The following is a 26,660-nucleotide window of genomic DNA, read 5'->3' as shown; positions in this document are numbered from 1 at the left end:
AAGGCGCGCTCTTCGCGCGACGTGCCCACCACTTTTGCTTTGCGGAGAGGATGGTGGGCACGGCGCAAGAGCGCCTTTGCCCACCCTGTACCCTTGTGGGGTTCGTGGCGGCCTTCGGATGTAGACTGGCCGTCCGGGCCGATCCGCCGGGAGCAGCCTTGTCCACCTGTGCCTCGAGCACCGACGTAGGAACCGCGCCCCGGCGGAGCGACCGCGATCGAGATCCGGTAGGAGGTCGCGCCAAGAGCGCCGGTACAGGGACTGATCAGGATCGTGGTGGCCCGCCTTGCGAGCAAGGAGGTCTCAACAATGATCGAAGATGTACGCTGGTTCGTCGGGATCGACTGGGCAACGCGGAGCCATAGCGTTTGCCTGCTGGATGCCGCGGGAAGACAGGTTGCGCAGCACGAGTTCGACCATGGCGGCGCCGGGCTGACGGAGTTGCGTGACTGGCTGCTGGAGAAGACCAAGGCCGCACCGGGACAGATCGCCGTGGCGATCGAGATGCCGCACGGCCCGGTGGTGGAGATGCTGCTCGAGCACGGGTTTGCGGTGTTTGCCATCAATCCCAAGCAACTGGATCGCTTCCGCGATCGCTTCACGGTGGCCGGTGCCAAGGACGACCGCCGCGATGCTCATGTGCTCGGCGCCTCGCTGCGCACTGACCGTGCTGCTTTCCGTCGGCTTGTGGCAGACGATGCGGCGATGATTGAGCTACGGGAGTGGTCGCGCCTGGCGGACGAACTGCAGCAGGAACGCACGCGGCTTGCCAACCGCTTGCGTCAGCAGTTGTGGCGATATTATCCCCAGGCCACCAAGTTGACCGACGATGTCGCCGACGAATGGTTCCTGGCGCTTTGGCAGAAGGTGCCGACCCCCGCCAGTGCGGTCAAGGCCAGCGAGAAGGCCATCGCAGGTGTTCTCAGGGACTATCGTATCCGCCGTCTCAATGCGGCGACGGTGCTCGGGACTTTGCGCGAGGCACCGCTGTTCGTAGCCCCCGGCACGACGGAGGCAGCCTGCGCTCACATCCGCAGCCTGGCGGCACGTCTGCACCTGGTCAATCGGCAGATCAAAGAGGCTCATCAGAACCTGGACCGGCTATGTGCCGAGTTCGAAGGAGAGGAGAAGCCGTCGGGGCAGAGCTCGGAGCAGTGCGACGTGACGATCCTACGCTCCTGGCCAGGAATCGGCAGGATCAATCTCGCCACACTGCTCGCCGAGGCCGCAGAGCCCCTGCGCAGACGAGATTACCATGCTCTGCGCGCCTTGGCAGGGGCTGCGCCGGTGACGCGGCAAAGCGGCAAACAACGCTTCGTGATCCGCCGCCTCGCCTGCAACAGGCGGCTACAGAGCGCCGTCCATCACTGGTCGCGTGTCGCCATCCAACACGACGCTGCCAGCAGGCGACGGTATGATGCCTTGCGCAGAAAAGGACACGGTCACGCGCGGGCTCTGCGCAGCGTGGGAGATCGCTTGCTTTTTGCCCTGTGCACGACGCTCAAGCGACAGACCCCATACGATGCGGACCATAACGGCACAAAGAACTCCGCGAACGGGTGAGCCCCATTCCTTTGTTCGGCCGGGCGACCATTCCTTCGTCCCGACCTGCCGAGCGCCAGAGCGCCGCCCGCAGATGCTGTCCAGGATGCCGAAGGCACCGGCAAAGCCGGCGCGCAGCGTCCTGGACTGCATCGAGCACGGCGCTACCATATTGCCCTATAAGGACGTTCCCCTTGACCAAGGGTAGGAGGTCCTACGGCCTGAAGGATGACAGTTTAAAGCTCGAGCAGACCGCCATCCCCATTTTCGTCGGCAAAGGCCAGCAGCGTGCCTTTGGCGTTCCAGGCGAGCGCGGCGACGGGAGGCGTGCCGTTGCGACGGACCAGGATCTCCGCGCCGTCCTCCATGCGGACCATCAGCACGGTGCCGTCGCTATAGCCGGCGGCGAGGATGTCGTTCTTGGGATGACAGGCGACCACGGAGACGCGCGCCTGCAGCGGCGCGAGCATCGCGGGCTCCTTGCCCATCGGCCCGTCCTTGCTGCCGAACGGCCAGATGATCACGGTGTCGGCGCCCGAGGTCGCCAGCCCCTTGCCGCCGGCGCTCCAGGACATCGAGCGGACGCGGCCGGGATAGCCGGTCATACGCATGTGCCTGTTGTCGGCAAGCCGCCAGCCGTGCAGCGCCGGCTCGTGCATCGCTGTCACAAGAAACTTGTTGTCGGGGCTGAAGGTGACCGCGTGATGCGAGCCGGCCCAGGGCAGGAATTCGGCCGATCCCGCCATGTTCGGAAACCACAGCGTCACGCCGTTGTAATGCGCGATTGCGAGCCGCAGCCCCTTCGGCGCGAAGGCAAGGCCGCCGACGGTCGAGGGCACGTCGAGCGACTTCTCCTCGGCCTTGCCGCTCTTGACGGTCGCGGTCTTGCCGGCGGACCAGGCGAAGGCGCCGTCGGCCTGCAGCGCCACCGCGTCGATCCAGCGCCGCTTGGGATCGGTGGCGAGCAGCGTCACCTCGCCCTTGGCGTCGAGCGAGACCACCTTGCCGTCGTCGCCGCCCATCACGATGCGCTTGCCGTCGGAGGCGGTCGAGAGAATGCCGCCGCCATGCACGGCGACCGTGGTGATCTCGCAATTGGCATCGACGAATGCGACGTTCTCCTCGCCGCCGACGAAGACGGCGCGATCCCTCAGGAAATGCACCGAGGTCACGGCCATGCCGAGCGCAACAGGCTTGACGCGGTCGGTGACGGAAACGATCGAAGCGGAATCGGGAGCCGGCGTAAACTCTTTCATCACGAGACGATGCAGCTCTCAAAGCCCTTGCGGATTGCCTCTTCGGGCAATTCGCGGCCGATGAAGACGAGGCGGCTCTCGCGCGGCTCGCCATCCTTCCACTTCCGCTGGTGGTTGCCCTCCAGCATCATATGGACGCCCTGGAAAACGTAGCGGTCGTCGTCGTCGTGGAAGGAGAGGATGCCCTTGGAGCGCAAGATCTTGCCGCCCTCGACCTGCACCAGGTTCTGCAGCCAGGGCATGAACACGTTTGGATCGAGCGGCTTGTCGGTCTTCAGCGAGAGCGACTGCATGTCCTCGTCGTGATAGTGCTTGAGGCCGTGACCGTGATGATGGTGATGATGGTCGTGGTCGTGATGGTGGTGATGATCATGGTCGTGATCATGATCGTCGGCCTCGAGGAAATCCGGCTCGATGTCGAGGATGCGGTCGAGATCGAACGCACCGCGATCGAGCACGTCGGCCAGCGCCACCGAGCAGCGCTCGGTGCGGTGCAGCTTCGCATAGGGATTGATGCCGCGGATGCGCGCCTCGACCTCGGCGAGCTCGCCCTTGTTGACGAGGTCGGTCTTGTTCAGAACGATGACGTCGGCAAAGGCGATCTGGTTCTTGGCCTCGGGCGCATCCTTGAGCCGGTCGGACAGCCATTTGGCGTCGGCGACCGTCACGACCGCATCGAGCCGCGCGTTCTTCTGCACGTCCTCGTCGACGAAGAAGGTCTGCGCGACCGGCGCCGGATCGGCAAGACCGGTGGTCTCGACGATGATGGCGTCGAACTTGCCCTTGCGCTTCATCAGGCCGTCCATGATGCGGACGAGGTCGCCGCGCACGGTGCAGCAGATGCAGCCGTTGTTCATCTCGAACACTTCCTCGTCGGCGCCGATGATGAGATCGTTGTCGATGCCGATCTCGCCGAACTCGTTGACGATGACGGCGTATTTCTTGCCGTGGTTTTCGGACAGGATGCGGTTCAGCAGCGTGGTCTTGCCGGCTCCGAGATAGCCGGTCAGCACGGTCACGGGAATCTTCTGGGAGGTCGCTTCAGACATAACAACTCCGGACTTCAAGGCTTTTTCGCGCGACGCGAGGCGGGGTGGCCCCTGCCCTAATGGTCAAGCGCGCTGGTCAGGGCCTTTATATTGTGCCTGACCATGTCAATGTAAGTGGGTGCAGGGCCCTTTTCGCCGGTCAAACCATCCGAAATCAGGGTCCCGCCGACCCTGGCCCCGGTCTCGGCCGCGATCCGCCGGATCAGGCGATCGTCGGTGATATTTTCAAGGAACACGGCCGGGATTTTCTGGGCCTTGATCTGACCGATGATGGCGGCGATATCGCGCGCGCTCGGCTCGGTTTCCGTGGAGACGCCCAGGGGCGCGATGAACTGGATACCGTACTCGGCGGAAAAATAGCCGAAGGCGTCGTGGGTGGAGATCACCTTGCGCCGCTCGGTTGGGATCTTGCCAACGGCCTCGCGGACCTCGCGGTCGAGTGTTTCGAGCTTTTCCAAATAGGCCTTGGCCCGGCCTTGGAAGAACTCCGCGTCGTCAGGAGCGGCTACGGCCAGCGCATTGGCAATGTCCGTGACGTAGATCTTTGCGTTGGGAATGGACTGCCAGGCGTGGGGATCAGCGGCCGAACCTAATTTCAGCGGCGCGATGCCGGCGCTCGCGGTGATCACCTGCGCCTTGCTCCCTGCGGATTGCACGAGGCGCGGCAGCCAGCCCTCCAGCCCGAGCCCGTTGACGATGACGAGCTTCGCCGCCGCGACCCGCTTCGCATCGCTAGGGGCCGGCGTATAGACGTGAACGTCGCTGTCAGGCCCGACCAGCGTCGTCAGGTTGATGCGGTCACCACCGACATTGCGAACGAAATCGCCGAGGATCGAGAAGCTCGCAACGACGTTGAGCCGCTCCGCGGCCTCAAGCGGCGAGGCGATCAGCAACAGTGCACACAGCAGGATGAACCGCATCGTCATGCTTCCAGATGCCGGCCGGGAAATAGCTGCCGGACGATGCCGCCGACGCGGCCGAACAGGACGGAGACGATGTAGAGCACCGTCGCCACCAGGATGATCGCGGGGCCCGAGGGCACGCGGGTCTGGAACGAGAGCACGAGGCCGGCATAGCCCGACACCGCAGCAGCAATGACGGCGATGCAGATCATTGCGGTGAGATCGCGCGACCAGAACCGCGCGATGCCCGCGGGCAGGATCATCAGCCCCACCGCCAGCAGCGTGCCCAGCGCCTGAAAGCCGTTGACGAGATTGATGACGACCAGCGCGAGGAAGGCGAGATGGGCCGGGCCGCCGGCTCGGCTCACGGTGCGCAGGAACAGGGGATCGACGCTCTCGATCACCAGCGGGCGGTAGATCACTGCGAGCACCAGCAGCGTCACCGTGGCGTTGAAGGCGACCACCAGCAGGGTCTGGTCGTCCATCGCGAGGATGTTGCCGAACAGCACGTGCAGCAAGTCGATATTGGTGCCCTTGATCGAGACGATGGTGACGCCGAGCGCGAGCGAAGCGAGATAGAAGGTCGCGAGCGAGGCGTCCTCCTTCAGCCCGGTCGAGCGTGCGACCACACCGGCGAGGATCGCGACGGCAAAGCCGGCAATCAGGCCGCCGGCCGTCATCGCGAACAGATTGAGGCCGGAGAGCAGGAAACCGACCGCCGCGCCCGGCAGGATCGCATGCGCCATGGCGTCGCCGACGAGGCTCATCCGGCGCAGCATCAGGAACACGCCGATCGGCGCGCCCGCCAGCGCCAGCGCGATCACGGCGGCCAGCGCCCGCCGCATGAACTCGAATTCGGTGAACGGACCGATCAGCGCGTCATAGAGCATCGGAGTTCAGGCCGCCCGCGAGCTGATATCATCGGCCGCGCAGGCCGCCGCGCTGTCGTCGAAGGCCTCGCACATCCGCATCGCGACCAGCAGGTTTTCCGGCGTCAGCACCTCCGCCGTCGGTCCCCACGCGACCGGGCCGCGCGCCAGCACCAGTGTTTCGGCGAAATGGTTGCGCACCATCTCCATGTCGTGCAGCGCGGCGAGCACGGTGCGGCCCTCGCCGTGCCAGCGCTTCACCAGCGCGAGCAGATCGGTGGTGGTCTTGCTGTCGATGGCGTTGAAGGGCTCATCCAACACGATCAGGCTGGCATCCTGGAGCAGCACCCGCGCGAACAGCACGCGCTGCATCTGGCCGCCGGAAAGCGTGCCGATCGGGCGGTTCTCGAACCCGCTGAGGCCAACGGCTCCGATTGCGCGGAGTATCTTGTCGCGCGCGGCCTTGCCGATGCCGCCGAACAGGCCCGTGCCACGCCACAGCCCGGTGCCGACGAAATCGAACACCGAGATCGGGAAGCTGCGGTCGATCTCCGCACTCTGCGGCAGATAGGCGATGTCCCTGCTGTCGAGCCCGCCGAGATGGATGCTGCCGTCGAGCGGCCTCAGGATGCCGACGATGCCGCGCAGCAGCGTCGACTTGCCGGCGCCGTTCGGACCGATCACCGCAACCAGCGCACCCGGCGCGACCTCGCCGCTGAGATGATGCACGGCGGGGTGCCGGTCGTAGCCGAGCGTGACATTGTGGAAATGCAGCGCTGCCATCCTCACCTCATCGCCAGCAAGACGATGCCCCACAGCACGGCACAGACGGCGAGCGCGGCCGCGAGACGGCCCGCCATGGTCATGCGCAGGATCGACCAGGGCGCGGCCTGGGCGGGGTGCGGCGAAGCCGCATCGTGGACATGGGCGTGGGTGTGATCGTGCCCGTGAGAATGCTCGTCGCCGTGACCATGGGAGTGGCCATGAGCATGGTCGTGCTGGTGGGCGTGGGACGCGGCGGGAGCCATTTGCAGACGTTATATTATAACATTACGCCTGTCCACGGCTGGACCGACATCCCGGCTCAGGGCTTGCCGATCACCATGGCGATCGCCGCCGCCACGAACGGGAACGGCACCGAGACGGCGCAGCGGAACCAGACGAAACGGGCGGGCATGAACGGGATCTCCCACAAGATCACCCGCTGGAAGGCAAACAGCGCCCAGGCGACGACATAGGCGACCACCTGCGGCATCCCACCGCCCGACTTCAGCGCGACCGTTCCGATGGAGAAGCCGACCACGGGCCCCCCGGGCGTGGCCGCACCGGCGACCACGGCGGTGGCAACCCCGAGCCAGCCGCTATCCGGGCCGAGCCAGCCGGTGATCACCTCCTGCGGGATGATGGCGGCGATGTAGCCGGAGCCGATCACGCCGAGCGCAATCCGCGGCACGATGTTGACGAAGTCCATCGTGCCTTCGCGCAAGGATGCCTTGAACACCGGCGCGCCGCGGCGAAAGGCGATCAGCCCGACGCCGAGCACCGAACCCCACAGCAGAACGTCGATCAGGAGCGCTGCGCTCAACTCTCGTCGTCCTTCGCGAGTGGCTTCGGATAGAGCCTGACGTAGACGAAGCGGCCGAGGGCGCCGGCGAGCACGGGCAGCGGCAGCGAGATCAAAATCCGCCACAGCGTGAAATCGGTCCCCATGATCGGGATTTCCCAGGCGACCGCCCGCCCATAGCCGATCAGGGTCCAGCTTACGACCATGGCGATGGTTGCGCCGAAATCGGCGCCGACCGCGAGCAGCGCGCTCGCCACCGGATAGGCGGTGAAGGGGCCGCCGGGCAGGATCGCCCCAAAGGCGGTGCCGATCAGCAGGCCCATCAGCCCGGATTTCGGCCCGAGCGATCGCGAGACTTTCTCGTGCGGCAGGATTTCCGAGATAAAGGCGCCGAGCAGGCAGCCGGCGAGCACGCGCGGCAGGATGCCCGAGAACAGCGAGAGATCGTGGGTGAGTATGTCCAGAACGCCGTCGGTGCCGTCGCGCCGCCAGACCAATGCCGCACTCACCGCCACCAGAGCTGCGATGATGATGGTCGACCAGCCGATCGGCTTGCGGACCCGGCCCGGCCGCGGCTCGGATTCCGCGTCGCCGCCAGGCGCCGGATTGTTCGGGGAAGGTTCTGACAACGGGCTGGGTCGCTCGAGGATGATGCCCGCCCTGATTAAGGGCCGTGTTCCCCCGATGCAAACGGTACGATGACAGACCCGTGCGCGCTCGGCGCAGGGCAATTCCGCACAGCAAAAAAGGCGGTCGCGCCTGCGACCGCCTTTGTTTCTGTCATTCCGGGGCGACGCGTCAGCGCCGAGCCCGGAATCCATCGGGCGTCACCCGAACGGACAATGGATTCCGGGCTCGCGCTTTCGCGCGCCCCGGAATGACATCGTCACGCCTTCTCGAACAGGGACTCCACGTATTCCCAGTTCACGAGGTTCTCGACGAACGCCTTGAGATAATCAGGGCGGCGGTTGCGATAGTCGATGTAGTAGGAGTGCTCCCAGACGTCGCAGCCGAGGATCGGGGTGGCGCCGTGCACCAGCGGATTCTCGCCGTTCGGGGTCTTGGAGATCTCGAGCTTGCCGTTCTTGACCTGGAGCCAGCACCAGCCGGAGCCGAACTGGCCGACGCCGGCCGCCTGGAAGTCCGTCTTGAACTTCTCGAAACCGCCGAGGTCCTCGTTGATCTTCTTCTCGATCTTGCCCGGCAGCTTGGTGCCGCCGCCATTGGGCTTCATCCAGCTCCAGAAATGGATGTGGTTGTAGTGCTGGCCGGCGTTGTTGAACACCGCAGGGTTCTTGCCGAACGAGCCCTTGACGATCTCTTCAAGGGACTTGCCTTCCCATTCGGTCCCCTTGAGCGCGTTGTTGCCGTTGGTGACGTAGGCCTGATGATGCTTGTCGTGGTGATATTCCAGCGTCTCCTTCGACATGTACTGGCCGAGGGCGTCATAGGCGTAAGGAAGTGGGGGCAGCGTAAAGGTCATGGCTTCTTGTCCGCAACTGGTGGGGAACGAGTTCTAACGGTCACCCCTTATAGAAGGTTCCGCCGCCATTAAATACCTCAGAATTTGCGAAAAGGCGTGACGGGGCGCGCCGTGCCCGAATGCACAAATTGATCGCAATCGGCCACCGTCGATCAGGCCTGCGGGCCGTGGTAAAATATCATTGCCTTTGAAGCGCTTAAGACAGAACAAGCGCGCCACGAAACGGAGCTGTGGATGACCACGCCATGAGCATCGAAATCGACATATTGAACGGCGACGCCTCGTGGCCGATCGCGAAGCCGCTGCTTCAGGCGGTCTGGGCACCGCAGTTGGTCGCAGGCAAGCCCTGGGCTCACGTCAAATGGGCCAATGCCGATCTCCGCGTGCTGCTCGAGACGCCCGAGGACGGTCTCGTCTGCCACGTCGGCATCTACTTCCGCACCATCACCTGGAACGGACAGAAGGTTCATGTCGGCGGCATCGGCGGCGTCTCCACGCGCGAGGACCAGCGCGGCCGTGGCTATGCAACCACGGCTATCGAGGCAGCGGTGCATACGATCCGCGCCAACGAGGCGGTCCGTTTCGCCCTGCTGGTCTGCGAGCCGCACAACGCGGCCTTCTACCAGGCCCGGAGCTGGCTGCCCTTCAACGGCGAGGTCTATTGCGAGCAGCCGGAAGGGCGGATCCGGTTCACCTACATGGCGCCCTATGTCTTCCACATCGTGCGCGCACCGACGCTGGGCACGATCGACCTATGCGGCCTGCCGTGGTGAGCCCTGCATGAGCCAGGGCTGCGCCGGCCGCCTCATTCTCTTATAATATGTCGATCATCATTTAATATTCCGCCCGGTGAACATGACGATCGACGCCCCCGCAGATGCCGTCCCGCCGGTTGCGCCGGTCGCCTCCCCCATCGCAAGCCTCCTGACCGCGCCGATCCTGCCGACATTGCTGCGGCTCGCGATCCCCAACATGATCGCGATGGTCGGCAGCACGCTGGTTGCGGTGGCCGAGACCTCCTATATCGGCCGGCTCGGCACCATCCCGCTCGCCGCGATCGCGCTGGTGTTTCCGTTCGCGATGCTGACACAGATGATGAGCGCCGGCGCGATGGGCGGCGGCGTCTCCTCTGCGATCAGCCGCGCGCTCGGCGCAGGGGATCGCGACCGCGCCGCGACGCTGGCGCTGCATGCCGCCATCATCGGCCTTTGCGGCGGGCTGTTCTTCACGGTGATGATGCTCGCCTTCGGTCGCTCCTTCTTCGCGCTGCTCGGCGGACGCGAGCGCGTGCTCGAGGAGGCCAGCGGCTATTCACAGGTGCTGTTCTCCGGCGCGGTCGCGATCTGGCTCGTCAACACGCTGGCCTCGGTGATCCGCGGCACCGGCGACATGCGCCTGCCTTCGATGACGTTGATCGGGACGAGCGTGCTGCAGATCGTGCTCGGCGGCACGCTGGGCCTCGGGCTGTTCGGCGTGCCGCAACTCGGCATGCCGGGGGTGGCCAGCGGCCAGCTGATCGCGTTCAGCTGCGCCGCGCTGTTCTTCCTCTGGTATCTCCTGTCCGGCCGCAGCCGGCTGCCGCTCGATCTCCGCGCCTTCCATTTCGAGCGCGCGATGTTCCTGGACATTCTCAAAGTCGGCGCGGTGGCCTGCCTGTCGCCGCTGCAGACCGTGCTCACCATCCTGATCTTCACAAAGATCCTCGCGACCTTCGGCACCGAGATGCTGGCCGGCTACGGCATCGGTTCGCGGCTGGAATTTCTGCTGATCCCGATCACCTTCGCCTTCGGCATCGCCTCGGTGCCGATGGTCGGCATGGCGATCGGCGCCGGATATGTGAAGCGCGCGCGGCGTGTGGCCTGGACCGCGGCTGCGGCCTCAGGACTCACGGTGGGCCTGATCGGCCTCGCCGTTGCGCTCGCGCCGTCGCTGTGGGTGGGGCTGTTCACGCGCGATCCCGGCGTCACCGCCGCCGCGCACAGCTATTTCCACTGGGCCGGTCCAGCCTTCGTGTTCTTCGGCATGGGCGTGTCGCTCTACTTCTCCTCGCAAGGCGCCGCACGCGTCGGCGGGCCCGTGCTCGCTTCCACGGCACGGCTTCTGATCGTCGCGATCGGCGGCATCGGACTGATGACCGCGCAGGCTCCGGCCTGGACCCTGTTCGCGCTGGTCGGCGGCGCCATGGTCGTGTTCGGGCTCTCGACCGCCGCCTCGGTCGCTTTCGCGCGCTGGGGCAAATGATCGCAGGCAAAATGTTCGGGCAACTGAACGCAGGAATGTGATTCCATCAGGCGTTGCGCGCGCTCGATTTGCTGCTATGGAGGCGCCTCCATTCCAGGGCTCCTCTCCATGACATTCAGATTAGCCGCTCTCACCGTCATTCTGGCTGCGCTGATCGGTGCGCCTTCCGCTTATGCGCAGAACGCCGAAGGGACCTGGCTCACCCAGGCGGGCGATGCGCGGGTCAAGATCAGCAAATGCGGCGGCGGCATCTGCGGCCACATCGTCTGGCTGCGCGAGCCCATGGACACCGCGACCGGCCAGCCCGCCACCGACAGCAAGAATCCCAATCCCGCGCTCGCCAGGCGTCCGATGATCGGCCTGCCCTTGTTCAGCGGCATGGAGCCGGCGGGACCGAACAAATGGTCGGGCCAGATCTACAATGCCGACGACGGCGGCACCTATGCGAGCAACATCAGCCTGACTGGCGCGGACGCGCTGCGGGTCGAAGGCTGCGTCGGCGCGCTCTGCGGCGGCGAGACCTGGACGCGCACGGGCCGCTAACCCGCTGCCATCATCGCCTTCAACGCCGTCGCCGCCGAGGCATAGCCGCCGCGCGCGCCGTCGATGAAATGGACGTGATCGCTGCGCAGTGCCGACGGCGTGAAGCAGGTCATCATCGCGGCGTCCTGCCGATGCAGGCCGTAGCGCACGATGCCTTCGCGCGCGGCGGCTTTGAGACGATCGTTCAACGCGCGCTCGAGCTGCGGCGTGCAGTCCAGTATCATGCGCAGGCCGTCGTCATATTTGCGGAAGTCCGAGTTCTCGACGACCTGGCGCTTGTAGAGGCTGGGCACGAAGCCGCCGATCTTGATGTCGAAGCGCATGATGAGATAGGCGAACAGCGTATAGGCCAGCACGCTGGCTCTGCGCGCGAGCAGTGGCCCCCCGCGCCTGGTGCGGGCCTCGAATTCCACGCCCTGCGGCGGCCATTTCAGCGGCGGCCCCTGCGGCGGCACCGGGCGCCCGCCCTCCGGGCTGCGCTCGACGAGATGGATGATGTCCTCGATCACCTTGCGGAAGGCCGGCGGATCGACGCCGCGCGCCGGCATCACCAGCACCGACAGGATCAGGCCGCGCGCAGCCGGCATCACCTCGAAACGACACGACAGGCCCGAGAGGTCCGGCTGCGTGCCGGCGGGCGCCTCCTCGACGGCAAACTCGCCGCGCTTCATCGCGGCGTCGGCCCAGGCGAGCCCGCCGCCCGAGAACATCGCATAGGACAGATTGGGCGACGGCCCGAACCGGGCGACGCGCACGTCGAGGCCCTGTGCGCGAATGACGCTGGCCGGCACCAATGCGACGCGCATGGTCAGATCGAGGTCTTCCCGCACCCAGGTCGCGGTCGCCGCCAGCGCCTCGCGGGCAAGTTCGACATCGTCAGGCGCCACCGCGAAGCTGGCGCCGTCGCCGCCGAACACGAAGGGGAATTCCCGCCCCTGCAGCGCATTGGTTACCGCCGCGATCACGGCGGCGCCCGCCATGTTCACGGCCTTGTAGCGCTGCGCCGCGATCGCCTTGGTCGAATCGACGATATCGGCCACACCGATGCTCCAGTCGTCCGGCAGCGGCGCATAGAGTGCGGGATCCATCAGGCTGGTGAAGCCTCGGAAGACGGGAATGCCGCAATAGAAGGACTCGCCTGAGCTCATCGGGATTACCGGATGGTTGGAACGCGAAACAAAATACGTGGCAGGATCGATCCGGGTTCGCTGGCCGGCACCCGCTTTCGATCATTGGCCGAAACCGGCCCGGACAACAAGATGCGGCCGCGTTGCAATGGCGCGACGGGATCATTGATCGGCATCAAACGACCGCCCGGGGAGAGCGGCTATCGACGGTCGGCTCCAAGAGGTTGAGGGCCGCCGGAATTTTCACACGAACGAATCGACTTGCCGAAGCAGCGGCCGTGAGCGGCTAGTGCAGCTGCTCGTCCTCGCGCTTGCGCAGCCGGGATGCAGGGACGTCGTGGCAGCCGACGAGACGCACGAATTGCTGCGGATACATCTCGTGACCGTGAGCGCCGGAATTCTGATGCGACATCGGCGGACAGCGAACCTCATCCGGCTTTACACGGACTGGCTCCGTCAGGGCCCGATTTGAAGCGGTCATGTTTGAAGTGGCCATCGACTGCTCCTCTTCGACTAGGGCAGATCGATTGACGTAACCCAATCGATTGCGGGGCATCTTACGACCAAATCCGGCTGGCTGTCATTGCGCCCGATCAACGTAATTGTGGCAGCCGGGTTCCGCTTACGCCGTGTTCCCGGCATCGATGGTGAACACGGTACCGGTGACGTTGCGGCCGCCGTCGCCCAGAAGGTATTCCACCATGCGCGCGACGTCGTCCGTCTCCGGCAACCGGCGCAGCGCGCTGCGGCCGGCGATGCGCTTGCGGCCTTCGTCGGAGAGAGTGTGCGTCAGCTCGGTGTCGATGAAGCCGGGCGCGATCGCGTTCACGGTGATGCCGAGCTTGCCGACCTCGCGTGCGAGCGAGCGGGTGAAGCCGGTCGCGGCGGCCTTGGTCGCGCCGTAGACGGACAGGCCGTTATAGCCTGTCGTCGCGATGATCGAGGAGATGTTGATGATGCGCCCGGCGCCGTCAGCCATCATCTGCCGGGCCACATATTTGGTGAGGATGATCGGCGACAGCACGTTGAGCTGCACCAGCGCCTCGATCTCGGAATTGTGCATGGTGGCGAGCAGGCCTTCGGTGCCGAGACCGGCATTGTTGACGAGGCCGTAGATCGGGCCGAATTCGTCGCGCACGAGCTTCGCGAAAGCCGGGATCGCATCGATCACGGCAAGATCGCAGGCGCGGAAATGCAGGCGTCCGTCCGCGGCAGCGATGGCCGCCTTGAGCTCGTCGCTCTCGCGCCGCGCCGCCGCGATCACGTTGAAGCCGGCGGCGACCAGGCGCTTGCCGATCGCAAGCCCGATGCCGCGGCTGCCGCCGGTGACCAGAACGTTATGCATCGGTGCGCGCCAGTTTTCCGGCCGGGGTGACGTCGAGCGCCTCGACGAAGCGGAGCACCGCCGGCACCTTGTGGGACGCGAGCTGGGCGCGGCACAGCGCGAGGATCTGGTCGCGGATCTCTTTCGCGCGCGCAGGATCGGTGCCCTCAGCGAGGATCACGTCCGCGACGACGATGCCGCCGGTGATCGGGCTCTTGCGCGACTTCGCGCGGGACATCCGCACGTCGGGATGGCGGTTGATCACCGCCTCGATCTCCTCGGGGTGGACCTTCAGCCCGCCGATATTGATGATGCCGCCGCGGCGGCCGACGAAATAATAGCGGTCGCCGCGCAGCTCGACGATGTCACCGCTGTCGACGAACCCGTCGTCGTCGGTGAGCGCGGCGGCATTGCGGCCGATATAGGCATGGGCGGTGCGCGCCGAGCGGATGCGCAGCGAGCCGTCGACGACCTTCATCTCGACGCCGTTGCGGTTGCCGAGATAGTCGGCCGGAAAGCCTTCCAGCCCGTCATTGACGGCGAAACCAACGCCGGCCTCGGTCGAGGCATAGGCATGGCCGACGGACGCGTTGGGAAATCCCGCCTTCAGGCCGTCGAGCACGGCCTGGTCGGCGATCTCGCCGGAGAGGCGGACGTAAGCCGGGGCGAATTGCGCGGCCGAGCCGCTCATCAGGAGCTTGCGCCAGTGCGAGGGCGTGCCGGAGATATGCGAGACATTGCGCGCCTTCAGCCGCGCGACGTGATCGGCGAGCGCCTCATGGGGATCGGATAGCACCAACGAGCCGCCGGAGAGGATGGCGCGGAGAAAGATTTGCAGGCCGCCATAGCGGCGGATGTCGTAGAACGTCGCCCAGACCGGTGCAGGTCCGCGTGCCGGGCCTTCGGCGACGATCGCGCCGGTCAGCGCTTCCAGCGTATGGCCGGCGATCTTTGGCACGCCCGAGGTGCCCGAAGTCAGCATCAGCCATTCGGTGGCGCGCTCGGTCCTGGCCGGCCCGGCGGCTTGAAGCGGCAATTGCGCGGTGACGATCAGCGGCACGTTGGACGCAGCCCAGCGATCGGGCTCATCGGTGACGACAGCATCGATCCCGGCGTCCGCAATCAATGCATCGAGATGCGCCGGATTGAGGTCCGGCGGACACAGCAGCATGCGGCGGGCGATGCCGTCGAGCTCGATCATGGCAAGGCCGGACCGGAGCTGGTCCGACAGCTTGAGCAGCACGGCGCGGGCTGACAATTCGTGCAGCCGGCCGCCCAGAACCGTGTGCGACAGGATGTCGGTCAGCGACACGACATCGTGCGCATCGGAGATGGTGCGGCCTTTCAGCTCAGCGCCGAGATGGTCGCGAAGCGCAAAGATCTCACGCGGGGACATTTTCGTAGGCCCGCACGAAATCGCCCACCGTGGCGGGGAACGCAGCGTCCTCGGAAATGGTGAAGGGGTCGACGCCGGTCTCGTCCTCGAGGCGCGCGACCAGGATGGCGAAGGCGAGCGAGTCAAAACCCGTCTCATGCAGGGACAGATCGTCCGAGAGGGCGGGAAGCGTGACGTGCTGCTCCTTGGCGATCTGCTGGATCGCTTCAATGACCTTTGATCTTACCGACATGGCTGGCTCGCTTTTGTTATCGATCTCGTTGTTGCGGCGGCTCTTGATGACCGCCTCCCCATGGCGGTCTGTTTACCCGACAGAAGTAAATGGCTTCTTGGACAATTCAGATAAAATTGGACCTATCTCTCGATTTCGGTTGCTCTACAGCCTGATCGTGCCGCCCGCGATTGCCGCATACGCCTTCTCGTCCAGCGAAACGTAGGCGCCGGATGTCGGATCGAGCATGAACAACGGATCGGAGACCGCGGCCGGGTCAAACCCCTCGCGAGCCAGCTCGCCCTTCTTCTGCTTGAAGGTCTCGGTGGCATCGAGCTCGCGCGAGATGCGGATGAAGAGCGGGCGGGCGTAAACCGGCAGGCGCTGCGCCAGATGGGCGGGCAGCGCGCTGATGTCAAAGCCCTCGTTCACGACGATCGCGCTTATGCCGGCCCGGCCGTCGGCGCCGGGAACGCTGACGCCATAGGTGGTGGCATCGACCACGCCGCTGAAATCGCGCACCGCGTCGTTCACCTCGGAGGTCGCGACATTCTCGCCCTTCCAGCGGAACGTGTCGCCGATACGATCGACGAAATGGAAGAATCCCTTGTCGTCCATCCGCATCAGATCGCCGGTGCGGAACCAGGCATCGCCCTTGGCGAAGACGTCGCGCAGGATTTTCTTCTCGGTCTCACCCTCGTCGGTGTAGCCCTCGAACCGTCCCCCGCCCTCGTCCGCGGTGCCGATGCGGCCGATGGCTTCGCCGGCCTCGCCCCGGCTGCAGGCGATGCAGAAGCCCTCGTCATTGCGCAGCGGCGCGCCGCTATCGGGGTCGAGCTTGACGAGACTGGCAGGAAAGCGGTGCGCGAGCAGCGGCGGGATACGGCCGATCGCGCCCGGCTGGCCCTCGACGTTGAACAGCGAGAAATTGCCTTCGGTCGCGGCGTAGAATTCAAGGACGCGCGGAATGGCGAAGCGCGCCTGAAAATCCTCCCAGATGTCGCCGCGCAGGCCGTTGCCGCAGGCGAGCCGCAGGCGGTGCCGGTTCTCGTATTCCGAGGGCGCGGCCTTGAGCAGATAGCGGCAGAGCTCGCCGATATATTGAAACAGCGTGCAGTCGTGCTGGACGATATCGGACCAGAAATGCGAGGCCGAGAATTTTTCCGCAATCACCACCGAGCCGCCGGCGGCCAGCATGCTGCACGGCGCGACGATGCCGCCGACCGAATGGAACAGCGGCAGACAATCGTACAGCCGATCCTGCGGCGTCGCGCCGGCGAGGCCGGCGAACCAGAAGCCCCAATTGAGGATACGGCGGTGGCTGATGCTGGCTGCTTTCGGCAGGCCGGTGGTGCCCGAGGTGTAGATCAGCAACGCACGGTCGTCGATGGTGACGTCGCCATGCTCCTCCGAAGCGAGCGGGCCGTCATCAAGAACGGCAAGCGCGTCATCGATCGCGCGCTCGCCGCGGCCATCGCCATGCGTCCAGACCTTGGCCTGCGCCTTCAGATGAGGCGCCGCGCTGTCCAGCATCCCCGTCAGAGCATGCGCAACGATGAGATGCGACGGCTTTGCCACGTCGAGGCAGTGCGCGAGCGATGGCCCGACGAGCTTGGTGTTGATCAGCGCGACCACCCCGCCGACACGGCTGATGCCGAGCCAGGCCGCGACATAGTCGATGCCGTTCGGCATGATCAGCGCGACGGTGTCGCCCTTGGCAAGGCCGACCGAGCGCGCCCAGCGGGCGTAGCGGTTGATCCTCCTCGACAGGCCTTCGTAATCGAGGCTTGCCTCGTCCGCCACCAGCGCAACGCGGTTCGGTTGGCGCTGCGCCCAATCGTCGATGACATCAGCGAACAGTCGGCCCGGCAGCGTTTCGATCCGCGCGGTGAGCTCGATCGCCCTCAACCAGATCTTGGAAGCCGACGGTGCGCGCGCGGCTTTCGGCTGCTCGATGACGCCGGTGGTCATATTGTTCACTCTTTCGGGCGGTCTGCGGTTTCCGGCAGCTTAGCCCGCACGCCCTGACCCAGGCGTTAAGAGACAAGGTAAAACCCGGTTAGGGCGCGATTAACCGTCGTCGGCAGCGCGCAGCCAAGGTCGCGCCCGCCGGCAGCGCGCCGACGCGTGTGACTAGGTCGAAAGAGCAAAGAATGCAGAATGTCGCGGGCTTGGGCCCGGCTCACTTACCTAGTGCACCTTCTTGGGACGCCGGCGCGGCGGCGGCGATTCGTTGAAGGCGTAATAGGGATTGAGGTCGCAGGTCGCGGCAAGGCCCGAGGCCGTGGCGCGGCACTGCTCCAACGAGGTGAACGAGCAGTCGAAATAGTCACTGCCTCCGCCACCAGGGCCGCCACCGACGTAGCGGTGCATGCAGACGGGATAGGCCGGATCGTATCGCTGCGCGCTGGCATCCGCTGCGCCCAGCAGCGTGAAGATCGCGGTAAGAGTGAGGAATGACAAGCGCATGGGGAAATCCTCGAATAGTGACGTCGCTTCATATGACACATCATCTCGTCGTTCGCGACTGTTCCTCGGGCCAATTGACGTCAAGTTGAGTGGGACGCGCAGCGCCAGAGCCGATGCGCGCCGAACGGTTTGACGACCCGGGCGGCCCCCGGTCGGAACGATGCTGCGAAGCGGCGCTAGCCGCCGAGTCCCTGCAAGACGAGCCGGTTCAGCCGCGCCGCGAACGCTGCCGGGTCTTCCGGCAATTCGCCGTCCAGGATCTGCGCCTGTTCGAGCAGGAGCAGACTGAGATCGTCGACGACCGTCGAGCCAGCCTGCGCCTTGGTCACCGCGGTGACCAGCGGATGGCGCAGATTGATCTCGAGGATCGGCTTGGTCTTCATGCCGCGATTCTGCTGCGACAAGATGCGCTCGAGCTCGCGGCTCGGGCCCTGGCTGTCGGCGACGAGGCAGGAGGCCGAGCTGGTGAGGCGCGTCGAGGCCTTGACGTCGCTGACCCGCTCGCCGAGCGCGGCCTTGATCACGGCGATGGTGGTGGCTTCGTCCGCAGCCGGCTCGTCCTTCTTCGGCTCGTCCTTTTCGTCGATACGCGGGATCAGGTCGAGGTTGAGATCGCCCTGGCTCAGCGACTTCAGCGGCTTGCCCTCGAATTCCGAGGGCATCGAGGTCCAGAACGCATCGACGGGATCCGACAGCAACAGCACCTCGATGCCGCGCGCGGTGGCAGCTTCCAGCCGCGGATTGGACTTCAGCCGCTCGATGCTGTCGCCGACGAGATAATAGATCTCGGTCTGGTTCGGCTTGAAATCGCCGATCACCTGCTTCAGCGACCGCTTCTCGCCCGACGTGGTGGTGAAGCGCGACAGCGCGAGCAGCTTTTCGCGGCGCTCGAAATCCTCGTAGATGCCTTCCTTCAGCACCGCGCCGAAGGCGTCCCAGATCTTGGCAAAATTCTCCGGATCCTTCTCGGCGAGGCTTTCGAGCTCGGATACGACCCGGGTCGCCACGGCTTTGCGGATCTGCGCCAGCTGCGGATTGTTCTGCAGCATCTCGCGCGAAATGTTGAGCGGGAGATCCTCGCTGTCGACGACGCCGCGGATGAAGCGCAGGTACCCCGGCAACAGGTCGGCATCGTCGGTGATGAAGACGCGCCGGACGTAGAGCTTTACCCGCCCCTTGCGGTTCGGCTCGAACAGGTCGAACGGCTTGGTCGAGGGCGCAAACAGCAGCACGGCGTAGGAGTAGCGGCCTTCCGCGCGATAGTGGAGCGTCATCGCGGGATCGTCAAAGGCGGAGGCGATCTGCTGATAGGCCTTCTTGTAGTCGTCAGCCGTCAGCTCGGATTTGGAGCGCTGCCACAACGCGCTCGCCGAATTGATCTGGCGCGGCTCGCCGTCTTCGGGCACCAGCTCGATCGGAAACAGGATGTTGTCGGAATAGGCGGTGACGATGCGCTCGATCTCGTAGGTCTCGAGATATTTCTTGGCGTCGTCCTTCAGGTGCAGGACGATCTCGGTGCCGCGCGTCACGCGCGCCGTCTCCTCGTCGCTGGCACGGGCGATCTCGAAGCCGGAGCCGCCCTGGGAGCTCCAGGTCCAGACGTCGCTCTCGCCGGCGCGGCGGCTGATCACGACGATCTTATCGGCGACCATGAAGGCGGAATAGAAGCCGACGCCGAACTGGCCGATCAGGCCGAGCCCGTCCTTGGCCTCTTTCAGCTTGGACACGAACGCCTTGGTGCCGGAGCGGGCGATGGTGCCGAGGTGGTCGATCAGCTCCTGCCGCTCCATGCCGATGCCGTTGTCGGCGATCGTGAGCGTCTTGGTCGTCTTGTTCGGTATGATGCGGATCTTGAGCGCGTCGCCTTCGCCCAGCAGGGCGGGACTTGCGATGGCCTCGTAGCGCAGCTTGTCGCAGGCATCGGAGGCGTTAGAGATGAGCTCGCGGAGGAAGATGTCGGTTTCCGAATAGACAGAGTGCACCATCAGGTGCAGCAGTTCGGAAACTTCGGCCTGGAAAGGCTGCGTATGCACAGCCGTATCTGACGTCGTCATGCGCTTACCCGGTCAAACAAAAGGGAGGGAACCCGGATATAGCGCGAGGCAACGGCGGATCAAGAGGATGTGAAGTCTGGGTCCGCCAAGCCACCCTGGCGGCGCGGGTCAGGTCACGCAGCGACCGGGCTGGAGCAGCCTTGCGACCTCGGTCAGGGAGCTGACCATCGGCTCACAGGCGATCGTCGGCTTGTTGCGGGGCTTCTTCTGGTTCTGGAGCAGCACCGGCGACTTGGCATTGCCGGTCTCGATGACGGCGGGGACCCGCAGCAGCACCGACGTATCGGCGAGGTCGTTCAGGCGCATCGACACCGTCCGGGTGGGCACAGCTGCCGGCTTGATCTCGGCGAGCCGGTCTGCCTTGGCGACACGATTGACGTTGTGCCCCGGGGCGATGCTGGAGCTGTGGCTGGAGATGTCGGCGACCGCCTGCCAGCGGTCGGCGAGATCGTGGCCGGAGGCCAATTGCACGGCCCCGAGCGTCGCGGCGATCGCGATGGCGCTCAAAAAAACCTTTTGAATCTGTGACATGGCTGTCGATCCCTCGCCCCATGGCGATCGCGGGAACAACTCCGCCGAAGGACCGGGGGTTCTTGGCCGTTACGATCACTTAACCGTGTGCGAAAAATGCAGCAGACCGGCAAAATATTTCGCGACGTGTGGAACGACTTTCGCGCACAGGAGTCGTCTCAGCAGCCGGCTATTCCCCCCTGCCCCATAAGCCGGCGACGTAGGGCGCGACTGTGGTGATGCCAGTCGCGCCTTACTTTTGTCTGGCGTCTACTTCGCCTTTGCCGGCGAGCCACTCGCGCCCTTCCCTTTAGAGCTTCTCGACCTCAGGGCCGGTGAGGCCCGGCATGTCGCGCTTGACCTTGTAGCCGATCAGGTCCTGCATGTAGGCGAGGTGGCGGTAGCCTTCGGGGAGTGCAGCGAGCGCTGTCTGGTCGAGGCGAAGCGTCGCGGCGGGATCGACCGGATCGATCCGGTCTTTCTCGTAGATCGGCTGGCGACGGACGATGCCCCATTTGCCAATACCTGATGGGTCATGCCGCTTCTCCAGGAAATCGTAGAAGCGTCCGGTGCAGACGACGTCGCAGAGCACGTCGTGCACGAGGCCGCGCTGCGAGATCGTCATCTTGGTCTGCGCGATGGCCCGCTCACCGGCGAGATCGATGCTGGTGCCACCGAGGAAATGCAGGATGCGCACCCCCTTGGCAAACCCCTCCTGGCTGACGCGCATGAAATCCCGCGCCGGCCCCTGAAACCAGGTCGCGGACATCCAGCCCTCTTCGTGCCAGACCGTGGCAAAGCGCTCCCAATCGCCCGCATCGCGCCACACCGCCCAGTTCTCGACGAGGTCGCGGATGGCGAGACGGTCGAGGAGTTGCTGGTCCATGGGCCCGTCTCCGATTGGGGTGGTCGCACGCGCAGCTGCGGCATCAGCTATGGGCGGCGAATTCAGCGCCCGTCAAGCGGGCGGGCGGCATGAAAAATCCGGCGTGCCTCGCGGCACGCCGGACCAAACTCGCCAATCGGCAAGCCGCTAGTGCCTTGTTACGCCGCCGGCGCCTTCGGCGTACGGTTGCGCGAGTTGCGCTGGAAGAACAGGGCCTGGCTCGCCACCGCAGACACCATCGCGGGCTGGAACGGCTTTGAGATCAGGAACGCCGGCTCGGGACGCTCGCCGGTGAGGAAGCGCTCCGGGTAGGCGGTGATGAACACCACCGGCACTTCGAAGGTGCGCAGCAGCTCGTTGACGGCGTCCAGGCCCGACGAGCCGTCGGCAAGCTGGATATCGGCGAGGATCAGGCCGGGCCGCCTGTTCTTGGCCAGCGCCACCGCATCGGCATGGGTGCGGGCGACGCCGACGACGTTATGGCCGAGATTCTTAACGAGGCTCTCGAGATCCATGGCGATGAAGGTCTCGTCCTCGATGATCAGCACGTCGGTGGCGATCTCGGCGGCCATCTCGCGTCCGGCTGCGTCGGCAAGACGGCGCGTCTCGGCGACGTCGGTGCCGAGAATGAAGGCGACTTCCTCTTCGGAAAAGCCCTCGAGCGAGAGCAGCAGGAAGGCCTGTCGCGGCAGCGGGGTGATGTTCGACAGCCGCCGTTCCGGAGGCATCGGCAGGGTCGTCACCTCGGCATCGTCATTGATGGAGACCGAATTCCAGATCTGGGTGAACAGCCGGAACAGGCCGGCCCGGGGCCCATGGCTCTCGTCGAGCACCGACGGATCGCCCAGCATGGCTTCCAACATGGCGGCGACATAGGCGTCACCGGAGGCCTGGCTGCCTGTCAGAGCCCGCGCGTACCGGCGCAACAGCGGCAAGTGTTCAGCAACTACCTGTGAACGGGACATCCCCACTCCATTCGTCTTCGGGCCAACCTTGAGGTCCAATCCTGAGGTCAGGCATCACGCGGGGGGCCCAGGTTCCCCTGCTGGGCTGTCTACGCCTCACCTCAACAAAAGTTCCGCCTAGCTGGGAACTTTTTGGCGCAGCTGGAATTGTGCCTATCCAGGGAACGGCTCCCGGTTGAGAAAACTTCTCGATTTTACAGTCACTTAACTCGGGGAAACGTGGAACAGGTCATGAAAGATCTCAAGTCTCAAGCCAGCAGAAGCACGACCCCCGGCAAGGGAGGCCTAACTCCGGAAATTCAATCCCGGATTGGGCACCAGTTGCGCGCCATGTACGACGATGTCGTACGACAGGGGGTTCCAGATCGGTTCGCAGAACTGATCAAGAAGCTTGATGCGCCGGGAGCGTCACCCCACGTGGAAAATGAGGGCGGATCCAACGACAACAACAATGGGAGGGATTAATGCCTCTCACGGACTCCCTGCGTAACGACATCTTGGCGGCCGTGCCCAGTCTGCGCGCCTTCGCCATCTCGCTCAGCGGCAATGCGGACCGCGCCGACGATTTGGTCCAGGAGACGCTGCTGCGCGCGCTCGCCAACATCGACTCGTTCCAGCCCGGCTCCAACCTGCCGGCTTGGCTGTTCACGATCCTGCGCAACCTGTTCCGGTCCGACTACCGCAAGCGTCGGCGCGAGGTCGAGGATGCCGAAGGCAACTATGCCAAGACGCTGAAGACCCAGCCTTCGCAGAATGCGCATCTCGAATTCGAGGAGTTTCGCACCGCGCTCGACAAGCTTCCACAGGATCAGCGTGAAGCCTTGATCCTGGTCGGCGCGTCCGGTTTCTCCTATGAGGACGCGGCCTCGATCTGCGGCTGCGCGGTCGGCACCATCAAGAGCCGCGTCAACCGCGCCCGCTCGAAGCTCGCCGCGCTGCTCTATGTCGACGGCGCCGAGGATTTCGGCCCGGACGAGACCGTGCGAGCCGTGATCGGCGGCAGCGGCGGCTGACCGCCGGCGTCAATCGAACCGGGACGAGAGGAAGACGGCCGTTTCCACGGCCGTCTTCGCGCGCGCGTCCGACGCTGATGGCATCGGGCTCACGGCGCGCGATCACACATCCACGAAGGTCGCGGTCTCGGCCACGCTCGCCCGCGAGGTGCGGTAGCTGTTGACCTTGTGCGCATGGTCCGCATAGCCGAACGAGATGCCGCAGACGACGCGGCGGTCGCCGGGCAGATCGTAGTGGCGGCGGATCAGGCCGGAATGCCGCGCCAGCGCGGCCTGCGGAATGGTGCCGAGCCCGAGCGCCTGCGCCGCCAGCATGAAGTTGGAGACATAGGCGCCGCAATCGATCGCACCATAGATGCCGAGCGGCTCGTTGGTGTGGATGATGGCGACATGCGGCGCGCCGAAGAAATTGTAGTTCTCCAGCGCCTGCCTGGCGTAGGCCGCCTTGTCGCCGCGGGCGATGCCGAGCGTGTTGTAGAGCTGGAAGCCGCTCTCGCGGCGGCGATCGAGATAGACGCCGGCATATTCGCGCGGTGGCGTGAAGTCGTAATCATCGCCGAGACCCTTCGAGGCTTCGGCGTAAATCGCCTTGCGAAAGCGCTCCTTGGCCTCGCCGCTGGCGATGATGATCTGCCAGGGCTGGCTGTTGCACCAGGACGCCGTGCGCTGCGCGGTCGCCAGCACGTGCTCGATGATGGCGCGATCGACCTCCTTAGGGAGAAAGGCGCGAACGGAGTAGCGCTCGTTGAGGAGCTCTTCGAGCACACCGATGCGGTCGTTTTGTTTCACTTGTGCGTCCATCACTCAGCTCGCCCTTTTTTCTTCTGGTTGGGCAATGGCGCCAGGCGCCGTACCCCTCGGCCATACTTACCTCGATGCACCTGCATATGGTAGGCGTGCTTCGCTTTGCCCACCCTGCGGGAGGCGGTGACGGCGACCATTACTTGGTCAGCAGGGCATAGGCGCCGGTCCAGCCCTCCGGCGGCGGCTCGATCTGGAAATCCTTGATCCGCGCCTCGTAAAGCCTGAACAGCTTCTCCAGCGTGTCGGCGTCCTCGCTCTTGCGGCCGCGCTCGATCGCGTCCAGCGCGCCCTGCCAGTCACGGCTACGGTAGCAACCGAGCATCTCGATGGTGATGTTGCGCAGGCGCTGGAACGCGGCCGAATGCATCACGTCCTCGCGGCCGGCGATGGCGTAGATCACTTCCGGCTCGGACTTGCCCTTGACCATGATGAAGTCGAGCTCGAGGATCGCGAACTTTTCCTTGGCGGCGAGCGCGGTGCGCGAGCCCACGATGATCGGGAAGCCGTATGCCTTCGACTGGCCCTCGAGGCGCGAGGCCAGGTTCACACTGTCGCCGAGCACCGAATAGTTCTTCTTCAGGTCGGAGCCCATGTTGCCGACCACGCCGATGCCGGTGTTGAGACCGATCCCGACATTGAGCGGGATGTAGACGTGGCCACCGTCGGCGGCTTCCTGCTCGCGCTCCTTGTTGACCTCGTCGATCTGCTCCAGCATCTGGATCGCGGCTTCGCAGGCGTTGATCTCGTGCTCGGCATCGTCGAGCGGCGCGTTCCAGAACGCCATGATGGCGTCGCCCATGTACTTGTCGATGTAACCCTTGCGCTCGATGATCACGTCGGTCAGCGGCGTCAGAAAGCGGTTCATCAGCGCGATCAGCCCTTGTGGATCGTGCTTGTAGCTCTCCGAGATCGTGGTGAAGCCGCGCACGTCGGAGAACATGATCGTCATCTCGCGCTCCTCGCCGCCGAGCACGAGCTTTTCCGGCGATTGCGCCAGCTGCTCGACCAGCACCGGCGACATGTATTGCGCGAACTGCCCGCGGATCTGCACGCGCTGGCGCTGCTCGCGCACGAAGCTGGCGAAGATCAGCGTCAGATAGACCGCGGTGGTCGACAGCAGCGGATAGGTGAAGTCGATGAGCTGGCGGTGCTGCACGTAGAAGAACCAGGACACGCCGACCAGGATGGCGGCGAAGGCCCCACCCGCAAGCACCAGGCGGACGGGGCCGAGATTCGGCGTGAAGATGATGACGAGCAGGCCGATCACCAGCGCCGCGATCAGCTCGATCCCGAGCGCGTAGTTCGGCTGCGAGATCACCGCGCCGCTGAGCACGCTCTCCAGCACCTGGGCATGGATCTCGACGCCCGGCATGGTCGCGGACACCGGCGTCGTCTTGATGTCGTTGAGCCCGGCCGCGGAGGTCCCGACCAGCACCAGCTTGCCGGCGAACTTGCTCGGCGACGCGCTGTTGTCGAGCACGTCGGCCGCGGAGACGTAGATCGAGGGATCCCGGCGGGCGTAGTGCACCCAGAACTGGCCGTTCTTGTCAGTGGGGATCTCGACGCCCTTGAGGCGCACGGCCCGCACGCCGGTCTTGTCGGTCCTGATCAGCAGCGTCGGTGTCCCCGTGACGACGCGCAGGATCTCGAGGCTGAGCGATGGCATGATGTTGCCTTGGGCACGCATGACCATCGGCACGCGGCGGATGAACCCGTCGCGCTCCTTTCTGATCGAGAACAGGCCGCGGCCGGCGGCCGCCATTTCGATCACCGGCACGTTGCGCAGCAGGCCTGGAAATTCGAACAGGAAGCGGTCGGCACCCTCCTCCCCGACCGTCGCCACGCCCGTGAGCGGAAGTGACTTGTCGGGCTCGGCCAGGATATCGGGCAGACCCGTCTCGCCCAGCACCACCCGCGAGCGCTTGATCGCCTCGGCGAGGATCTGGTCGTTGGTCGGCAGCCCGCGCAGCTTGGCGCGCGTGGCGTCGTCGAGATAACGCATCTGGCCCGCGACCAGATCCGGATTGAGTCGGTCGGGCTCCGAAAACACCACGTCGAAGCCGATCGCCACCGCGCCGTTGTTGGTGAGGCTCTGGATCAGATCGGCGATCCGCGTCCGCGGCCACGGCCATTGCCCGAGCTTGGCGAGGCTCTTGTCGTCGATGTCGACGATGGTGACCGGCCGCGCCGTCTTGTGCCTGGGATCGATCAGCTGGAACATGTCGAAGGTGCGCAGCCGCAATTCCTGGATCGGCGGCGGATCCCAGAGGCGCGCAACGGCGAATAGAACCAGCAGCGCAAGGCACATCAGCCGCGCAAAGCCGAGCTTCCGCGCAAACCACCGCCGCAGGATCCTCAGACGTTTCATGCCAGCCGAACTTCCCGCCCCGCACCACGCCGGGCGCACCGATCATGGAGCCTCGGCCCGCGATTGGCTATTCCCTGACGGTGG

Annotated in this window: 28 protein-coding genes; 6 read left to right on the top strand and 22 right to left on the bottom strand. The window is 65.2% G+C overall.

What is annotated here, in order from left to right:
• The first annotated feature begins 309 nt into the window (after positions 1-309).
• Positions 310-1,563, top strand: coding sequence for an IS110 family RNA-guided transposase (locus tag AB7M16_RS23385; protein ID WP_172789764.1), 1,254 nt, complete (start codon positions 310-312; stop codon positions 1,561-1,563).
• Between the two features lie 215 nt (positions 1,564-1,778).
• Here AB7M16_RS23385 and AB7M16_RS23380 read toward each other — a convergent pair whose 3' ends face one another.
• The 9 genes from AB7M16_RS23380 to AB7M16_RS23340 form a co-directional block, all read right to left on the bottom strand.
• Positions 1,779-2,798, bottom strand: a complete 1,020-nt coding sequence (locus tag AB7M16_RS23380) for a WD40 repeat domain-containing protein (protein WP_453945350.1) — start codon at positions 2,796-2,798, stop codon at positions 1,779-1,781.
• Positions 2,798-3,847: a CobW family GTP-binding protein gene (locus AB7M16_RS23375; RefSeq protein ID WP_260381973.1), complete on the bottom strand. Its 1,050-nt coding sequence runs from the start codon at positions 3,845-3,847 to the stop codon at positions 2,798-2,800. The genes AB7M16_RS23380 and AB7M16_RS23375 overlap by 1 nt, the downstream gene beginning before the upstream one ends.
• Before the next feature lie 56 nt (positions 3,848-3,903).
• Positions 3,904-4,767 carry a metal ABC transporter substrate-binding protein gene (locus AB7M16_RS23370; protein WP_453945349.1) on the bottom strand — a complete coding sequence of 288 codons (864 nt, stop codon included), beginning with the start codon at positions 4,765-4,767 and terminating at the stop codon, positions 3,904-3,906.
• A gap of 2 nt (positions 4,768-4,769) precedes the next feature.
• Complete coding sequence (locus AB7M16_RS23365) at positions 4,770-5,639, bottom strand: metal ABC transporter permease (protein WP_453945348.1); 870 nt, start codon at positions 5,637-5,639, stop codon at positions 4,770-4,772.
• 6 nt (positions 5,640-5,645) lie between these two features.
• Complete coding sequence (locus AB7M16_RS23360; protein WP_172785019.1) at positions 5,646-6,401, bottom strand: metal ABC transporter ATP-binding protein; 756 nt, start codon at positions 6,399-6,401, stop codon at positions 5,646-5,648.
• Between the two features lie 2 nt (positions 6,402-6,403).
• Positions 6,404-6,646 carry a hypothetical protein gene (locus AB7M16_RS23355; protein ID WP_172785020.1) on the bottom strand — a complete coding sequence of 81 codons (243 nt, stop codon included), beginning with the start codon at positions 6,644-6,646 and terminating at the stop codon, positions 6,404-6,406.
• Positions 6,647-6,702: 56 nt separating this feature from the next.
• Positions 6,703-7,203, bottom strand: coding sequence for a hypothetical protein (locus tag AB7M16_RS23350; RefSeq protein WP_172785021.1), 501 nt, complete (start codon positions 7,201-7,203; stop codon positions 6,703-6,705).
• Entirely contained in the window at positions 7,200-7,811 is a 612-nt protein-coding gene (locus tag AB7M16_RS23345) for a permease (RefSeq protein WP_212254066.1), read from the bottom strand. The genes AB7M16_RS23350 and AB7M16_RS23345 overlap by 4 nt, the downstream gene beginning before the upstream one ends.
• A gap of 257 nt (positions 7,812-8,068) precedes the next feature.
• Positions 8,069-8,665 carry a superoxide dismutase gene (locus AB7M16_RS23340; protein WP_172785023.1) on the bottom strand — a complete coding sequence of 199 codons (597 nt, stop codon included), beginning with the start codon at positions 8,663-8,665 and terminating at the stop codon, positions 8,069-8,071.
• Between the two features lie 245 nt (positions 8,666-8,910).
• Here AB7M16_RS23340 and AB7M16_RS23335 point away from each other — a divergent pair, with 245 nt between their 5' ends.
• From AB7M16_RS23335 to AB7M16_RS23325, 3 genes are all read left to right on the top strand, one after another.
• A complete protein-coding gene (locus tag AB7M16_RS23335; RefSeq protein ID WP_453945347.1) occupies positions 8,911-9,438 on the top strand; it encodes a GNAT family N-acetyltransferase in 528 nt (175 codons plus the stop codon).
• 82 nt (positions 9,439-9,520) lie between these two features.
• Positions 9,521-10,906 carry an MATE family efflux transporter gene (locus AB7M16_RS23330; protein ID WP_453945346.1) on the top strand — a complete coding sequence of 462 codons (1,386 nt, stop codon included), beginning with the start codon at positions 9,521-9,523 and terminating at the stop codon, positions 10,904-10,906.
• A 108-nt stretch (positions 10,907-11,014) separates the two neighbouring features.
• Positions 11,015-11,449 (top strand): DUF2147 domain-containing protein, encoded by a 435-nt coding sequence (locus AB7M16_RS23325; RefSeq protein ID WP_453945345.1) that lies wholly within the window; start codon positions 11,015-11,017, stop codon positions 11,447-11,449.
• On the opposite strand, the gene AB7M16_RS23320 is transcribed toward AB7M16_RS23325, so the two are convergent.
• The 11 genes from AB7M16_RS23320 to AB7M16_RS23270 all read right to left on the bottom strand — a co-directional run bounded on the left by AB7M16_RS23320 (position 11,446) and on the right by AB7M16_RS23270 (position 22,391).
• Positions 11,446-12,597 carry a DUF3095 domain-containing protein gene (locus tag AB7M16_RS23320; protein WP_453945344.1) on the bottom strand — a complete coding sequence of 384 codons (1,152 nt, stop codon included), beginning with the start codon at positions 12,595-12,597 and terminating at the stop codon, positions 11,446-11,448. The genes AB7M16_RS23325 and AB7M16_RS23320 overlap by 4 nt on opposite strands.
• 265 nt (positions 12,598-12,862) lie before the next feature.
• Positions 12,863-13,072 carry a hypothetical protein gene (locus AB7M16_RS23315; RefSeq protein ID WP_172785028.1) on the bottom strand — a complete coding sequence of 70 codons (210 nt, stop codon included), beginning with the start codon at positions 13,070-13,072 and terminating at the stop codon, positions 12,863-12,865.
• Between the two features lie 126 nt (positions 13,073-13,198).
• Complete coding sequence (locus tag AB7M16_RS23310; protein ID WP_212254060.1) at positions 13,199-13,921, bottom strand: SDR family NAD(P)-dependent oxidoreductase; 723 nt, start codon at positions 13,919-13,921, stop codon at positions 13,199-13,201.
• A complete protein-coding gene (locus AB7M16_RS23305; RefSeq protein ID WP_453945343.1) occupies positions 13,914-15,296 on the bottom strand; it encodes a class I adenylate-forming enzyme family protein in 1,383 nt (460 codons plus the stop codon). Before AB7M16_RS23305 ends, AB7M16_RS23310 begins: the two co-directional genes overlap by 8 nt.
• Positions 15,283-15,528, bottom strand: coding sequence for an acyl carrier protein (locus AB7M16_RS23300; protein WP_015688794.1), 246 nt, complete (start codon positions 15,526-15,528; stop codon positions 15,283-15,285). The genes AB7M16_RS23305 and AB7M16_RS23300 overlap by 14 nt, the downstream gene beginning before the upstream one ends.
• Before the next feature lie 144 nt (positions 15,529-15,672).
• Complete coding sequence (locus AB7M16_RS23295) at positions 15,673-17,487, bottom strand: long-chain-acyl-CoA synthetase (RefSeq protein ID WP_453945342.1); 1,815 nt, start codon at positions 17,485-17,487, stop codon at positions 15,673-15,675.
• A 210-nt stretch (positions 17,488-17,697) separates the two neighbouring features.
• Positions 17,698-17,976 (bottom strand): DUF3551 domain-containing protein, encoded by a 279-nt coding sequence (locus AB7M16_RS23290; RefSeq protein ID WP_172785032.1) that lies wholly within the window; start codon positions 17,974-17,976, stop codon positions 17,698-17,700.
• Positions 17,977-18,152: 176 nt separating this feature from the next.
• Positions 18,153-20,030, bottom strand: coding sequence for a molecular chaperone HtpG (gene htpG / locus AB7M16_RS23285; protein ID WP_453945341.1), 1,878 nt, complete (start codon positions 20,028-20,030; stop codon positions 18,153-18,155).
• A gap of 108 nt (positions 20,031-20,138) precedes the next feature.
• The gene (locus AB7M16_RS23280; RefSeq protein ID WP_172785034.1) at positions 20,139-20,561 is read right to left on the bottom strand and encodes a hypothetical protein; all 423 of its coding nucleotides are present in this window, start codon (positions 20,559-20,561) and stop codon (positions 20,139-20,141) included.
• Between the two features lie 289 nt (positions 20,562-20,850).
• Complete coding sequence (locus AB7M16_RS23275) at positions 20,851-21,426, bottom strand: nuclear transport factor 2 family protein (protein ID WP_453945340.1); 576 nt, start codon at positions 21,424-21,426, stop codon at positions 20,851-20,853.
• 158 nt (positions 21,427-21,584) lie between these two features.
• Positions 21,585-22,391: a response regulator gene (locus tag AB7M16_RS23270; protein WP_172785067.1), complete on the bottom strand. Its 807-nt coding sequence runs from the start codon at positions 22,389-22,391 to the stop codon at positions 21,585-21,587.
• Between the two features lie 231 nt (positions 22,392-22,622).
• Here AB7M16_RS23270 and AB7M16_RS23265 point away from each other — a divergent pair, with 231 nt between their 5' ends.
• Together AB7M16_RS23265 and AB7M16_RS23260 are read left to right on the top strand one after the other, a co-directional pair.
• Positions 22,623-22,856: a NepR family anti-sigma factor gene (locus AB7M16_RS23265; RefSeq protein WP_025032292.1), complete on the top strand. Its 234-nt coding sequence runs from the start codon at positions 22,623-22,625 to the stop codon at positions 22,854-22,856.
• Positions 22,856-23,404 (top strand): sigma-70 family RNA polymerase sigma factor, encoded by a 549-nt coding sequence (locus AB7M16_RS23260; RefSeq protein ID WP_018316216.1) that lies wholly within the window; start codon positions 22,856-22,858, stop codon positions 23,402-23,404. Before AB7M16_RS23265 ends, AB7M16_RS23260 begins: the two co-directional genes overlap by 1 nt.
• 102 nt (positions 23,405-23,506) lie before the next feature.
• On the opposite strand, the gene AB7M16_RS23255 is transcribed toward AB7M16_RS23260, so the two are convergent.
• Together AB7M16_RS23255 and AB7M16_RS23250 are read right to left on the bottom strand one after the other, a co-directional pair.
• Positions 23,507-24,205: a nitroreductase gene (locus AB7M16_RS23255; protein ID WP_453945338.1), complete on the bottom strand. Its 699-nt coding sequence runs from the start codon at positions 24,203-24,205 to the stop codon at positions 23,507-23,509.
• 139 nt (positions 24,206-24,344) lie between these two features.
• A complete protein-coding gene (locus AB7M16_RS23250) occupies positions 24,345-26,576 on the bottom strand; it encodes a CHASE2 domain-containing protein (RefSeq protein WP_453945337.1) in 2,232 nt (743 codons plus the stop codon).
• Positions 26,577-26,660 lie beyond the last annotated feature (84 nt).

It is taken from the genome of Bradyrhizobium sp. USDA 372 (assembly GCF_053629095.1).
Note: the sequence above shows the minus strand (reverse complement) of the source record. Positions and strands in the feature narration are given on the sequence as shown.